Origin of the sequence: Hydrogenophaga sp. (genome assembly GCF_965657535.1) — a bacterium.
Lineage (GTDB): Bacteria > Pseudomonadota > Gammaproteobacteria > Burkholderiales > Burkholderiaceae_C > Hydrogenophaga.
In genome coordinates this window covers 33,190-47,363 of record NZ_CBFHOP010000005.1, presented here as the reverse complement: position 1 = coordinate 47,363, position 14,174 = coordinate 33,190, and the positions used below count along the sequence as shown (strand labels likewise).

Genomic DNA, 14,174 nt, shown 5'->3' with positions numbered 1-14,174 from the left:
AGCTCAATCTCCTGGGCTGCGCGGCAGCCAAATACAAAAACAAGCCCCTTGACCCAGCGTGCTGGTGAGTTCGACCCAGCCGCCGTGGGCCTTTGCAATACGCTGCACCATGGCCAGGCCCAGACCCATGCCACGGACACTGCTTTCAGGGGCGCCACGGTAAAACTCATCGAAGACCTTGGCCTGTTCGTTCCCGTCGATACCAGGGCCTTGGTCACGCACCGAGATACCCAACCAACCCTCATGGCAATGGGTTCTCAACTCAATGGTGGTGCCCTGCGGGCTGTATTTCACGGCGTTGTCCAACAGGTTCAACAAGGCAATGTCGAGCAAACTCTCATCGGCTTCGATGAACCCAAGCTGCGGGTCAAGCGCAAGCACCAAGCGGTGGCTGTCTGTGACATGGGCTTGCTCGTCGAGCAGCTTTTTGACCCAGTCATGCAGCGGAATTCGATGCCGGTTCACCTCTTCAAGGGCCGAGGCCAGACGGTCGCTTTGCAACCATTTATCAAACAGGCCAGTCAACCGGCGGGTGGCACGCAACATCACACCCACCCGTTTTTCTTGCTGATCAATGCCGCGCTCACGCTCTTTTACAAGCAAGCTGATCTGGCTTTCAATCACCCCCAAGGGGTTGCGAAATTCGTGCGAAAGCAAGGACCCGAAACGCACATATTGGCCCAAGGTGTCTTTTTGTCGTTTCAGCGCCTGCTCGAGCTGAGCGGTGCGCTCACGCACGGCGGTCTCCAACCGCTCCTCAGATGCTTTGAGCAGCTGCAGCACACGGGTGTTTCGTCTGAGTGTTCGCGCCTGTTCGGCTTCGCGAAGGTCGCGCTCCCGGCGCACGGCATCGGCAAGCGCCATGGCCAGCAACATCATCTCGAAAACCGATGCGATCTGCAGGGCATAAGCGGTGACCGCGTTGGTTGGCAACCAACCAAAGAGGCGACATGCAGCCACCAGGCCACCACAGCAGAACACCCACCAAGCCCAGACAAAAAAATGCGAGCCCTGCAGGTTGTGCCGATAAGCCACCACGCCGGCATAAAGCACCACCAAACAAATAGCGATGCCGTTGACAACAAGCAACTGGTTCACAAAATCTGTGGGGTAGCCCACCACGAGGCTACCCAGAAGGGCCACCGCGAGACCGGCAGAGAGCCATTGCTCGCAGCGCAGAACCGATGCCAGCCGAGGGGAAAACTCGCGTATTCGCAAGAACAACCGGCTCAATGCCAACACCACGGTGGCCGACACCGAGAGCAACACCAACTGCGCCACTTCGTCAAAGGCGGGTGAGTCGGGCCAGAGAAACAGGCGGCCAAACCCGTTCCCGGCAAACATGGCCATGCCGAAAGCCAGGACATACACAGAAAAATAAAGAAAGCGTGGATCGCGCAACGACACAAACAGAAAGCTGTTGTAAATCAAGAGCGCGGCGTAGAACCCAAAGTACATGAACTGAACCAGCTGCACCTCGCTGTTGTGGCGCTGAAATGCATCCACCCGCCACAGTTGGACGGGAATGGTGAGCGAAAAACTCGAGCGCACACGCACATACACATAAGCAGGCTCGACGGCCAAGGTGACCGGAAATACAAAAAACCGATTGAAATACACCCGACTGCCCACCGGCAGCGCACTACCCGTGATGACCGGCTGGTGACCGGGCGCGTAAACATCAAGCTCCGAGATCGGCGCATAGGCCACCTCAAGCAACCAATCCCGCGGGGCATCTGCGCTGCGCTGTAACGGGAACCGCAACCAGTAGGTGCTTCGGCTGAATCCAAAGTTAAGGTCGCTTTGGCTGGCCCAGGGCTCAAAGCGAGCAGCGACCTCTGGACGCTCCATGTCGCTTTTGACAAGGACACCGTCGGGGTCCATCAAAACCTCGATTCGCGAACTCAGCGGCATCTTCAACGTATCCGCCTGAACCAGCGGTGGCGCAGCATGTGAAGCTGTGGCGGTGTCCAAAGGCCCAGCGCTGAGTGCGTCAGCCACTGGATAGACACACAACACAAGCCACAGAAACAGCGCCAGGCAACGTCTCCAACACCCTACAAAGGCCGAACAAGCCAGGCCATTGGCCCATGAAAGGGCAGACCAAGCGCACCGCTTAGACATCAGACGGCCTGGCCCAGCCAGCGGTGCCGGGCTTTGCACAAAGCTCTGTATTTTCTGGTGTCAAGGTCGGTTGACGCGTGCAGGAGCGGCTGTGGGATCTTCTGCGTCAACACGGCATAGCCACGCGGGGGATTGAAAAAGCCGAAATTCATGATGTTGCATTTATATACAAAAATCATCACTTTTATGACAATAATTTTATAAATACATTGAAGCAGACGCGCAAACCCCACCCTCCCAACAACGCCCACACGCGCCGCTTTCGAGGGCTGCATCCCCAAAACGGCATCCTGTACACGGGAACGCTCTGCCGGGCGGGGGTCCTTCCCGCGCGCACACTGCCCACCATTCACCACAGAAGATGGCTCACCGGCGGGCATGGCCTGTTTTTCAGCGGGCCATGCGCCACCCCGTAAACACCTGGTCTGCGCGCCGCGGGTGTATCAAGCGCTGGTGATGGCGCTCGAAGACCGGCTATTGACCACCAGCTGCACACACAATTTGTAGCCCAACCCTCTGATCGACCGGATCGTTGGCTCTTCGGTGCCGCTGGACGCGAGCTTCTTGCGCAATTGGCTCAAGCGAACGTTGAGCGTGGCACGGAACAAGGGGCCATTGGGCAATTTCAGGTGCGCGGCCACCTCGGCATGGGAAAGAACTTGTTCATCAGCGAAGACCATGCCTTTCAAGAGATCGACTTCGGCCTGGGTTAAAAAAACCTCGGCGATGGGCCCTTTGAACGCCAAACGATCCACGTCCAACACCATCGACATATCCGACGCCCCGCGCTTCATGCGCGCTCCAATCGATTGAATGATCGCCAACAATTCATCGGTCTCGAATGGCTTGGTCAGATAAACGTCGGCACCGGTCTTGTAACCCGCCAAACGATCCACAAGGTCGCTCCGCGCTGAAACGATGACGATACCCGCGCTGGGCTGATCGGCGCGCAGTCGGTGCGAAAGACTGATGCCGTCTTCACCGGGCAAATTCAAATCCAGGATGTAAATATCGGGCACCTTTACCGCCAAACTGGCGCCAACATCTTCGGCGCAATAAACGCCCTCAGCCCGGTGACCGTTTTCACACAACATGGAAACGATAGCTTCACGCAGAAGGTCGTGGTCTTCAACCACAAGAATATCTAAAGAGGTAGCCATAACTCAAACTTCACAAAAATGGGATCTGGAACATATTGAACGGATCCACCCAACCGCTCGGCAAAACCCGCCACCAAGTACAAGCCCAAACCAGAGCCGCTTTGCCGATGGGCCTTGGCGGCGCGGTAATATTTGGAGAAAACAAGCTGCGGGTCGGGGAAACCTGCCCCACCAGGTTGATTTTCAACCACCAAGAGAATGCCAGACCGCCCTCCTCTGGATTGCTCATCGAGTCGGACCACAATACCTGTCTCAGGCTTTCGGTATCGGCAGGCATTCTCGATCAGGTTTCCAAAAACGATTCGGACAATTTGCTCGTCTGAATACATGGAAAAATGGTCTGCGGCTTCACAAAAAATATGGCACTCTGCTTTTTGAACCGCAACAATTTTTTGCAGCAGCGCCAACGGATCAAACAAGGTTTTTTGCAAAACCAACTGATCTTCCGTCAGGCGCCCGGCTTGCAGACAACGATCGACAATGACATTCATGTCATCAATGGCGATCTGGACGCCTTCAATCGAGTTTTTTGTAAGGTCTTTTTTCCCAACCAGCATGCGAACGACCGACAGGGGCGTTTTCAATTCATGTGCCAACATGGCCAGCATGTGCTGCTGGTCTTCACGAAAAATACGTTCAGATTGCGCAGTGGCACGCATGGTTTCAAATTCGGCCTGAAGATGGACCTGCCGATGCAAGAGTTGGCGGGCCCGCGTTTGTAAAATATACATGAGCACCACGCCAGAAAACAAGCCATGCAGCAGGGGCATGTAAAGCGTAAAAACGGAGTTGGACAGCAACCCGATACCAGAAACAACCGACACCACCAGTGAAGAGAAAATCAAAAAATGGGTTCCAACCAGTACCTTTTTTGATATCAACCAAGAGCCGTGGCGGTCGGCTATGGTGGGCTCGCGCACGATCAGTATATTCAGAAAACCGATCAAACTACCCAAGAATATCACCACCAAGTTGAGTTGCATGGCTTGCTGCACATAACCGTTTGCCAGAAGCAGAAACCCTAACGGATAAGCCAATGCAAAAGAGATAAATAAATTTAAGCTCCAGGCCGGCGGTCGCAATTCTTTTAAAAAAATCCACTGGTACATCAATGAAGCAAACGTAAATACCAGAACCCAGACGTTGGACGACATGTTGATCCATGCGGGCGGCACGAGACCATCCAACAAAATCCGCATGTAACCCAGTGCGTACAACGTGTAGACAACGGCCGAGACTTGCTTGGCCACAAAAAAGGTCATCAATTGCTCGGGTGCGGCCATGTACATGCTGAGCGCCCAGCCCAAAAACAACACCATGCAACCGAGGTAAACAGCGGCAATCATGTCCAGATGAATATCCAGACGCCGGGACTTGCTGTTGTCTAAAATTGTCATGTGCACACTGCGCACATTGGCGCTTTTGAGGCGCAACCACACATACCGGGCGCTTTCTTGTGGCGGCAGTTTGAAGTTGAAAAACTGTGATTGAAATTCGTCGTGGCTCCAGGCGTGCAAATCGCCCGTGCGGCGCGGCATGGATGTCTCAGCCAGCGGGTCAAAAAGCTCAATTTCATCCAAATGCGCGGGCATGATGCGCAAAACCAGGTCTGAATTGCTTTCTTGTTGCAATTTTTCAGGGGAAGCGGCCCGTATTTTTATGCGAATCCAAATGGGTGCAGAGCCAAACCCCCGATTCAATACGCCATCAAACGGCAAAAATTCCTGACGTTGAACTTCGGCCAAAGTCAATTGTTCGGTTTGATCCTCAAACCACGCCTGCTCTTCAATATAGTCACCGGCCCAGGCGGCGGCGGAACCCAACAGCAGGACCCAAAAAATACAGGTGTTACGAACGTCTAAGCACCAACGGAGGACCTGGCCAACGAGGTGGTTCGCAGCCACTGGCCGACCGCGCACCCACAGCAACGGCACCCCGCCGTGGCCACACAGCGTGCGACCGGGTGCAAAAACTGTGTTCATTTCAGAAACCGCGACGCAATGCAAAAAATGACTCCTCACCGAACAACAAGGGGATGGCTAGGGAACGCATCGGTGCGCACCTGCCGAACCAACAGCGAGCACCGATCGGGCTCAGGCAAACCAGACCGATGTCGCAGCGATTGGCCAAACGCCACAGCCAACACCTCGGGGCAGCATGAAACCGCCTGAACGGCGGCACAAAGAGGTGCTTGCGGTATCGGAGGGTACATGCCACGCCGGTGGAATGACCCGTGGAATCTGCTGCCGAGGACTTGCTCACCATGGCTCCCGGCTGGGCATCGCGGCGGCGACCAACACACTTGAGGCACCTTCGGCACCCATTACATCACCTGCCGCGCCCAATCTCACGCCGTGTCGTGCCGCACTGCGGGGGTTCGACAACAGTTTTAAATTTGTATTTTTAGCATTTTAATTGATCACATGGTCTTTTTTGCACCAGAATGGAACTTTAGCTGCTTGCTTGCAGTTTACGAGGGGAGTCTTGCAGCCCGGCGTTCCAGTGCGCTGGACATGCTTTTCGGTCTGGGTGGTTCGCTGCCATCAGATCAAACAACACTTTCTGATTAATTCCAAGACATGCCAGTTGTAGCAATTTTGAACAGAAAAGGCGGCAGCGGCAAAAGCACCCTGGCGACCAACATCGCCGGCTGGTGTGCCAGCAGAGGCTGGCGGGTGATGCTCGGTGATGTGGATCGGCAACAGTCGGTGAAGAGCTGGCTGGCGCGCAGAAGCCCGGACGCAGCGCCAGTCATGACATGGGCGGTGGACAACGGAAAAGTGTTCAGGGCCCCGCCCGGAACCACCCACGTCGTGCTGGACACCCCGGGGGCACTCTACGACCACGATTTGGCGAAGCTGCTGGTCTGGGTGGATGCGGTGATCGTGCCCATCGGGCCCTCGGTGTTCGACCGCGACGCCTCGCTCAGCTTTCTCGAAGACATTCGAAAACACCCCAAAGTCAAGAGCGGTCGCTGCCAGCTGGTGGCCCTTGGCATGCGTTGGCCGCAGGATGCGGCCCGCCAATGGCGCGAGGGCAACCGCGTGTGGGACACGCACTTGTTGACGGTGATTGCCGATCATGCGCAATACCGGCGCCACCTGGAGACGGGAACCAGCGTTTTTGACCAAACCGGTGGCCTGAACAGCGCTGAAGCCATGGCCTGGCAACCGCTGACCCAATGGCTGCACACGGTCTGGCATGAGGCCTCACCCGGTCTTGCCCCCGACGGCAAACCGGCGCAGCGCTCAGCGCAAGGGGTGAAAGAAGCCCACCCGGCACCCCAGCCCCAGCCCAAGCCGCCCACCCTGTCGATGGCGCACCAAGACCCGGCGGGCGCCAACAGCACGCGAGCGGTCGCCCCGATACCGGCCTACTTGCTGAAAACCCGGATGGATGTGGCCAGCGACGGCGGTGCGCGGCACATCCACCCCAACGGCCATGCCCAGGCGGGTGTGCAAGCCAACAGAGGCGTCGGTGCCGGTGCCCCGGCGGGCCTGGCGGCGGATCGCGCGGCGCATGCTCCCGGCGGGGATGCTCACCCACCTGCAGCGCCAGCGGTTGCCGAACCACCACCGAGGGATCCAGCGCAGTCATGGCTGCGCCGCCTCTTCGCCTGACCTTTGGCCTGTGGCCTGCGGTTTGGACACCACACAGGCGCCCTGCCCCGCCCTGACAACACCAGGCAACCACTGGGCGGCACGCACCCTGCCCTTTTTGGGCGCACAGGACGCGGCCCATTCGGGCAGGCCGGGTGTGTGGGCTTCAAGCGTCGTTGCCGTCCAGGCCTTCCTCGACATAGGCGAGGTGATGGGGCAGGTCTTGCGGCCCGCCCGTGCGGCTGGCGTAGGCCCAGGCCAGCAGTTGCGCCACCACAGCGTACAAACGCGGCGGCACCGCAGCACCGAGCTCGACGTTCGCTGACAGCCACCGCGCCAGCAGGGGGGATTCGGCCAGCGGGACCTCATGGGTGGCCGCAATCTCCCGCATGCGCAGAGCCACCTCGTCCGACCCTTTGGCAACCACCACCGGCGCCTCCATGCGCCCTTGGTCGTAGCGCAGTGCGACCGCGTAGTGGGTCGGGTTCACGACCAGCACGTCGGCCTTTTCGACGGCGGACATCATGCGCCGGCGCGAGGCGTCTCTCTGCATCGAACGCATTCGGGCGCGGTTCTCTGGAGAGCCTTCACTTTCCTTGTTTTCGTCCTTCATGTCTTGCAAGGACATGCGCATTTGCCGCCGAAAATCGAACCACTGAAAACTCGCGTCGACGATGGCGATGAGCAAGACCACCGCCAGCAGCCACTGCAGCCCTCCGCCCAACACACGACCGAGCTGCACCACCGCGCCTTCCACCGACGCAGAGGGCGTGAGCATCAGGCTGTCGCGGCGCAACAGAAAATAGCCCAGTCCCACGGCGAGCACGACCAGGGTGACCACCACCCCTTTGGCCAGCGCAAACAGGTTTTGGGCCGAGAACATGCGGCCAATGCCCGCGATGGGATCGAGGCGGCTGAGGTCAAACTTGGGCACAAAGACGGGCTGCATCCGGGTCAGCGCGAGCGGTGCCAAGGCACCCAGTGCACCCGCGGCAAGCAAGAACACCCCCACCAAAAACCCGAACGACAGCAGGGGGCCAGAGGCCCAGCGCTTCAGGTGTTCCAGCGGATCTTCGCCCGCGGTGAATCGCAGGGCGCCGGTGACCAGCTCTTGGGTGGCGCGCCAGAACACCGACCCCAGCATCAAAACGACCGCAGACACCAGCACCAGCGCGAACACAAAACTCAGGTCGCGCGACTGCGGAAACCGGCCCTCCTCGCGGGCTTTCTGCAGCTTGCGGTCGGTGGGTTCAAGTGTGCGGTCTTCGCTGGTCTGTTCGGAGGCCACCGGTCAGTCCTTTTCGGTCTGCTCCAGGCGCTTCACGATCTCGTCCACACGGGCCAGTTCCTCTGCCGTGAGCCTGCGCTCCAGCTGGTCGACCCAAGAGCGTGCGGCGGGCCCCCCCGCCTTCAAGGCCAGGCGAAACCAGGCCAGTGCGGCAACTTCGTCTTTGGGCACGCCAATGCCCTTCAGGTACAACAGCGCCAGATTGAACCGACCCACCGGATCACCGCGGCGGGCTGCGCGCAAGTACCACTGAGCCGCCGAGGCGTGGTCGCGCTCGGCACCCATGCCGCTTTCGTAGATAGACCCGAGCTTCACCATGGCCGCCACATTGCCACCGCTGGCTGCGCTCAACAACCAATGCCAGGCCCGTTGGCTGTCGTTTTGCCCGCCGATCCCCTGAAAGTACATCTGCGACAGGTCGTACTGCGCGCGCACGTCACCCGCTTCAGCCAGCTGGTTGTACCGTTCAAACGCCACCGTGTAATCACCCACCTCAAAAGACCGCCGGGCACGGTCGTAATCAGAGCAGCCTGCGGCCGCAAAGGCCAGTGCCACCAGGGCCATACGGTTCAACCAGGGCTTCATTGCACGGCCTCCGCAGGCGTTGCGTAAGACGCGCCCAGAGCACCGCCCAGACTGCGCGCGTAGTGCCCCAGCAACCGGCGGGTGATGTCTGGGTAATAGGGTGCGCTGGCCAGGTAGCCGCGCTGGCGCAGGCAATTTTCGGGTGCCGTTGGCGCCGACTCGCACGCCGCGATGGCGCCAAGGCGGTGGGCCTCCACCTGCTCAGCCACCACGAACACGACAAACAACGGCACCAGCAGCCGCACAGTCCATCGGAACACCGACCGAAGCAAGAGGGCGCTGCGTGCAAGAATCGTCATGGTTTTTTTCCTCAGGAAATCAAAAAAAGGGTGCGTGGCCCGTAAGCGGCCCTGCGGCACAACGCCAAGGCTTGCATCACGGCGCTTCTCGTTTTCCGGGCTGCAGCGCGGTGTCGGGTTGGACGCGCTGACGGGGTCCCGTCGGGCTTTGGGCGCGGAACAGCAGCGAATAGGCCTCCACCAGCTCCATGGCATCTGGCGCCAAAGCCTGGCGCATGGCGATGTAGGTTTCCAGCGCGGTGTTGCGATCGGCCTGGCCCAGAAAACCCCGCACCGCACACAAGTAGAGTTGCGCCACCAACGGGGACGGCGACGACGACGACCCCTGGCGTTCTTTCAGGTGCCCCGCCATGGCCCGACAAGCCGACGCGTGCCCCGCCTGGGCGGCCAGGCCCAGGTAGCGTTGTGCCGTCGCAGACTCCGTGGCAATCAAGCGCCGCAGATGGGCCGACTGCCCAGGTGAACGCAGGTCGAGTTCCATCGCAGAACGCTTGGCGTGCTCCTCCATCACCTGCAAGGACATCAGGCCCCGCTGGTAGGCGGCCTCGGCATCGCCCGCTTCGGCCAGTTCAGCGACCGCTTGCGACACCCGCCGGCGGGTCTCCATGGCGTCCATCAAACGGCCCTCATCGGAGCCACAGCGCGATGAACCCAGGCACACCTGCTCTTTCAGCGCCGCTCGCCGCGCCGCTGCATACCGCTGCAGCAGCGAGGGCAGTTCACCGCTGGGCGCGGCTGCAACAGACCCAGAGGCGACCGGCCCTGCCGCGCCCGACACGACCGGCAGCGCCACCAGACACAGCGCCAACACGGGGCCCACACAGCGCACCCACCCCACACGCAGGCAAGCGTTGCGCATCAGCGTTGATCAGGCAAGACCAGGGCCTGTCCGCGAACACCCCCCGATGCACGCGCGGGCGCCGAGGTCGCCGTGGGCACCAGGGGCAGCGGCACAGCGGGCAGCGCCGAGGGGACCGAGGCCGGGGTGGCTGGCTGTGGGGTTGCTGGCAGTGCAGCCGTTGGCGCAGCCAGCGGTGGCGCCACCTCTGTGGCCGGCAGCGGCGCCAGCGAGGTCTCGCCCAGGGTGTTTGCCGGGCGCTGAGTGGGGGGTGCGGCTTCGGGGCTTTGCGCTCGCTGTGGCGCCTGCTTGAGCACCAGCAACGAAATGCGCCGGTTCAACGGGTCGTTGGCGTCCGCTGGGTTCAACTGCACGCTGTCGGCAAAGCCGGCTACCAGCGAGATCTGGTTTGGCTCAACGCCCCCGCCCACAACAGCGCGCCGCGCGGCATGCGCGCGGTCACTCGAAAGCTCCCAATTGCCGTAGTCCGCAGCACTGCCCCCAAACGGCTTGGAATCGGTGTGCCCCTCGATGCGCAGTTTGTTGGGCAAACCCTTGAGCACCCTGCCGATGGTGGTGAGCAGTTGCTGTGATTGGGGCGACATCTGAGCGCTGCCCGATGCAAACATGGGGCGGCTGTTTTCGTCCACGATCTGAATCCGCAGGCCCTCCGAGGTGATGTCCATGAAAATCTGGTTCTTGAACCGATCCAGAGAAGCATCCGAGGCGATCTGCTTGTCCAACGCACGCTGGAGCTGCTCCAGCTTTTCCTGCTGCATGCGGTTGAACTGCGCCGTCACTTCTTCTTCGTTGCTGACCTTGCGCTGGGGCGTGTTGGAATCGGCTCTGGCCTCCTGCCCGTCTTGCTTGAAGATGTTGTCGCCACCGCCCTTGATGATGCGGGCCGCGTCCCCCGAGCCCGCGCCACCGTTGATGGCCACACGCAGCGGGTTTTGAAAATAGGCTGAAATGCCCGCCAGATCCCCACTGGTGGTGGAACCCAGCACCCACATCAGCAGGAAGAAAGCCATCATGGCCGTCACAAAGTCGGCGTAGGCAATCTTCCACACGCCACCATGGTTTTCGTGTGACGCCTTTTTGACCCGCTTGACAATGATCGGGGGCAAAGGCTTGTTGGCGGTTGTAGCCACTATTTGCCCTTCGCTGCTTTGGTTTCGTCGTCCAGTTCCTGGAACGTGGGACGCAGATCCGGGTAGAGAATCTTGCGCCCAAACTCCACCGAAGCCTGGGGCGTGAAGCCGTTCATGTGGGCCAGCATCACCGACTTCACACACAGGAAGGCCTTGGACTCCACCTCGTTGTTTTGCTCCATCACGCTGGCGATGGGGCCCACGATCGAGTAGGACAGCAAAATGCCCAGGAAAGTACCGACCAGTGCAGCACCGATGAGCTTACCAAGCTCCTCGGGCGGCAGCCCGATGGAGCCCATGGTGTGCACGACGCCCATCACGGCCGCCACAATGCCGAAAGCCGGCAGCGCATCGGCCACTTTCTGCACCACCGACACCGGCACGTGCGCCACCTGGTGGTGAACGTCCAGTTCCTGCTCCATCAAATTTTCGATCTGCATCACGTTGAGCGCACCGCCCAGCATCATGCGCATGTAGTCGGTGAGAAATTCCACCAGGTGGTGGTCTTTCATGATGGTCGGGTACTTGGCAAACAGCGCACTGGTTTTCGGGTCTTCAATGTCCGCCTCCAGAGACATCAGGCCGTCACGCCGAATGCGGTTCAGGATCTCAAACAGCAGGCAGAGCAAGTCCAGGTAAAGGCGCTTGCTGATGGACACGTTCCGAAACGCCGCCGGCACCGCTTTCGCGGTGTGTGTGAGCACACGCATGTTGTTGGAAGCCACCATGTAACCCACAGCGGCGCCCACGATGCTCAAAACCTCGGTCGGCTGCCATAACACACTGAGGTGCCCACCATGCAGCGCAAAACCGCCCAAGACGCACAGCATGCCGATAATCCAACCCAAAGGGATAGTCATGAAATTTTCCGAGAACTAAAAAACCCAACAGATCAGCGGATGAGGTCGAACAGACTGGTCGACTCAATCCGCCCAAACATCGAACGTGCGGCCTGGAGCTGTGCGCTGTAGGTGGCCAGATCCGAAGCCGCCTGGGCCAGATCGGTGTCCATCAGCGAGGAGCGGGCAGCCACCGCAGCGTCGGCAACGCCCTGGTTGGCGTCCTGGTAAATGCCCACCAGGCTCCAACGGGCGCCCACCGCACCCCGCGCGTCGACCACCGCCGTGCGCAAGGCCTCGACCTGTTGGGCTGCTGCAGCGCGCTGCGCGTCGTTGCTGCTCGCCAGCGCCATCACCCAGTCTTGCTTGATCAGCCCTTCCAAAGCCGCCTGCTGCTCGGCACCCAGCGTGACCTCGCTCGGCAGGGTCTGGCCGGGGCGCACCTCCAGCGCGGGGTGGGCTGGGTCGGCCACACCACCGGAATAGATCTGGCGGCCCTGGCTGTCACGCCGCCCCAGCTCGGCCACAATCGCCTGCGCCTCCATCTGCAGGCCCGTCGAAAGCGCGTTCTGGGCATCGTCGGCCAGGGCACCGTTGCGCGAGCGGGCCAAGGCCTCCCCCATGCGCAGCAACGCATCGCCGATGGCCGACAGACTCAGGTCGGCTTCGGCGTAGCGCATGTCCAGCTCCGCCAGGTTGGCGCCGTGCACTTCGGTGCGGGCTTTCACCTGGGTCAGCCGGGACGCCTGGGACACAGCGGCCACATCTTGCGACACCGCGTCCACGCTGCGGCCAGACGCAATGCGCCCGATCTCGCGCGCCATGGCGGCGCTGCCGGAACCCACAGCCTCTGCGGGCACCTGGTACATCTGGGCGGTTGAAACTCTCATGGTGGAGGCCTTTCAAAAAATAGGTCAGCGGCCCACAACGGCCAGGATTTCGTCCAGCATCGCGGCGTTGGCCTGCAACAAGCGGCTCGCTGCGGAATAGACCTGCTGGTAACGCAGCAGATTGGCGGCCTCTTCGTCGAGGTTGACGCCGGACTGGGATTCGAAGTCGCTCTTCAAGCGCTGTTCCACTGCCGCCGACGTCATTTGTCCGACTTCGTGCACAGACACTTCAGCGCCCAGGTTGGACACCAGGCCGCGCCAGCCAGAGAGCAGGCCGTCCTGCAAACCGGCCGCATACTGGGGCGAAGACGGGTCGTTGGCATTGCGCGCCAGCTCCAGAAAGGCGGCGTTCACGGCGGCCTCGGTCGCGCCGGGCGCGCGCGCGTTCCAGGCGGACAGCTGGGACAGCGCCCGGCTCAGCGCATCGGCCGACGGATCGGACACACCACGCGCAGCGCCGAACAGCGCGCTCAGGGGTTGCAGGCTCGCATCGGCTGCGCCGTCGCGCTGCAACACCACCGACGGATCACTCGCCAAGCGCAGCTGCCCGCCCAGCACACCGCCCCATGCCTCGCTGCGCAGCGGCACCACCACCGACACCGCTTCTTGGCCCAGCGCCCCCAGGCGCAGCGCGAAGCGCAGCGTGTCACCGCCTTCACCCGGCAGGCCCACGCTCTCAATTTGTCCGCCGTGCTCGCCGTTGACCAGCGGCTGACCGTCCACAAAGATGCGCGCCAAACCCTCGTCGCTGACGCTGACACCCCCGCCCAGCAAGGCGCCTGCGCGCAGCAGCAAAGCATCGCGACGGTCCAGCAATGCGGCGTCGGCTGCGCCCGGGTTTGCCGCCATCGCCTTGTTCATCAACACCAGCTCGCGGGCCAGGCCGTTGAGCTCGTCCACCGACCCGCCCAGGCTTTCACGCGCATCCGAACGCACGGTATTCAAACTGCGCTCCACCTGCTGCGCCGAGGCCAGCAGCACGGTGCCCCGGGCCTTCAGGTCGGCCAGCGCCGCGCCATCTGCAGGGTTGCGCGCCAGGCCCGCCAGGCTGCTGAACAGGTTGTTGATGGGGGCATCCATCGCCAGCACTGGATCGGCGGCCTCGCGGTTGAGGGCCGAAAAACCCTGGACCACGGTGCTGTGAAAGGCCGTCACACCCGCCTGGGTGATGCGCTGCTGCTGCAGCAAGCTGCTCCAGTCGCGCGCAAAACCCGCCACACTCGCGCCTTGCCCGAAACTGGGGAGGCCGTTGGGCACCACACGGGCCACTCCGGTTTCCATGCGCCGGCGGGTGAATCCCACGGTGGCTTGGCCCTCCACGTTTTGGGCGGTCAAGGCCATCCCGACCTGAGCGCTTTGCAGGGCCGAGAGGGATGTGTGGGCAATGGAGTTGGCGCTCAT

Annotated in this window: 13 protein-coding genes; 1 reads left to right on the top strand and 12 read right to left on the bottom strand. The window is 61.1% G+C overall.

Annotated elements, in window-relative coordinates; genetic code table 11:
- Positions 1-3: 3 nt before the first annotated feature.
- The 4 genes from ACTG4K_RS10130 to ACTG4K_RS10115 all read right to left on the bottom strand — a co-directional run bounded on the left by ACTG4K_RS10130 (position 4) and on the right by ACTG4K_RS10115 (position 5,266).
- A complete protein-coding gene (locus tag ACTG4K_RS10130; RefSeq protein WP_439114086.1) occupies positions 4-1,914 on the bottom strand; it encodes a sensor histidine kinase in 1,911 nt (636 codons plus the stop codon).
- A gap of 209 nt (positions 1,915-2,123) precedes the next feature.
- Entirely contained in the window at positions 2,124-2,504 is a 381-nt protein-coding gene (locus tag ACTG4K_RS10125) for a hypothetical protein (protein ID WP_439114085.1), read from the bottom strand.
- 63 nt (positions 2,505-2,567) lie between these two features.
- A complete protein-coding gene (locus ACTG4K_RS10120; RefSeq protein WP_439114084.1) occupies positions 2,568-3,284 on the bottom strand; it encodes a response regulator transcription factor in 717 nt (238 codons plus the stop codon).
- A complete protein-coding gene (locus ACTG4K_RS10115; protein WP_439114083.1) occupies positions 3,269-5,266 on the bottom strand; it encodes a 7TM-DISM domain-containing protein in 1,998 nt (665 codons plus the stop codon). Before ACTG4K_RS10115 ends, ACTG4K_RS10120 begins: the two co-directional genes overlap by 16 nt.
- 597 nt (positions 5,267-5,863) lie before the next feature.
- Here ACTG4K_RS10115 and ACTG4K_RS10110 point away from each other — a divergent pair.
- Positions 5,864-6,904 carry a ParA family protein gene (locus ACTG4K_RS10110; RefSeq protein ID WP_439114082.1) on the top strand — a complete coding sequence of 347 codons (1,041 nt, stop codon included), beginning with the start codon at positions 5,864-5,866 and terminating at the stop codon, positions 6,902-6,904.
- A gap of 145 nt (positions 6,905-7,049) precedes the next feature.
- Here the strand turns inward: ACTG4K_RS10110 and ACTG4K_RS10105 are convergent, their stop codons facing one another.
- From ACTG4K_RS10105 to ACTG4K_RS10070, 8 genes are all read right to left on the bottom strand, one after another.
- Positions 7,050-8,171, bottom strand: coding sequence for an EscU/YscU/HrcU family type III secretion system export apparatus switch protein (locus ACTG4K_RS10105; RefSeq protein ID WP_439114081.1), 1,122 nt, complete (start codon positions 8,169-8,171; stop codon positions 7,050-7,052).
- 3 nt (positions 8,172-8,174) lie between these two features.
- Positions 8,175-8,756 carry a tetratricopeptide repeat protein gene (locus ACTG4K_RS10100; RefSeq protein WP_439114080.1) on the bottom strand — a complete coding sequence of 194 codons (582 nt, stop codon included), beginning with the start codon at positions 8,754-8,756 and terminating at the stop codon, positions 8,175-8,177.
- The gene (locus tag ACTG4K_RS10095; RefSeq protein ID WP_439114079.1) at positions 8,753-9,055 is read right to left on the bottom strand and encodes a hypothetical protein; all 303 of its coding nucleotides are present in this window, start codon (positions 9,053-9,055) and stop codon (positions 8,753-8,755) included. The genes ACTG4K_RS10100 and ACTG4K_RS10095 overlap by 4 nt, the downstream gene beginning before the upstream one ends.
- Positions 9,056-9,131: 76 nt before the next feature.
- A complete protein-coding gene (locus tag ACTG4K_RS10090) occupies positions 9,132-9,914 on the bottom strand; it encodes a hypothetical protein (protein WP_439114078.1) in 783 nt (260 codons plus the stop codon).
- Positions 9,914-11,020, bottom strand: coding sequence for a flagellar motor protein MotB (motB, locus tag ACTG4K_RS10085; RefSeq protein ID WP_439114077.1), 1,107 nt, complete (start codon positions 11,018-11,020; stop codon positions 9,914-9,916). Before motB ends, ACTG4K_RS10090 begins: the two co-directional genes overlap by 1 nt.
- Before the next feature lie 23 nt (positions 11,021-11,043).
- Positions 11,044-11,904: a flagellar motor stator protein MotA gene (gene motA, locus ACTG4K_RS10080; RefSeq protein ID WP_439114076.1), complete on the bottom strand. Its 861-nt coding sequence runs from the start codon at positions 11,902-11,904 to the stop codon at positions 11,044-11,046.
- Between the two features lie 32 nt (positions 11,905-11,936).
- Complete coding sequence (locus ACTG4K_RS10075; RefSeq protein ID WP_439114075.1) at positions 11,937-12,773, bottom strand: flagellin; 837 nt, start codon at positions 12,771-12,773, stop codon at positions 11,937-11,939.
- Positions 12,774-12,797: 24 nt separating this feature from the next.
- Positions 12,798-14,174 (bottom strand): FlgK family flagellar hook-associated protein, encoded by a 1,377-nt coding sequence (locus tag ACTG4K_RS10070; RefSeq protein WP_439114074.1) that lies wholly within the window; start codon positions 14,172-14,174, stop codon positions 12,798-12,800.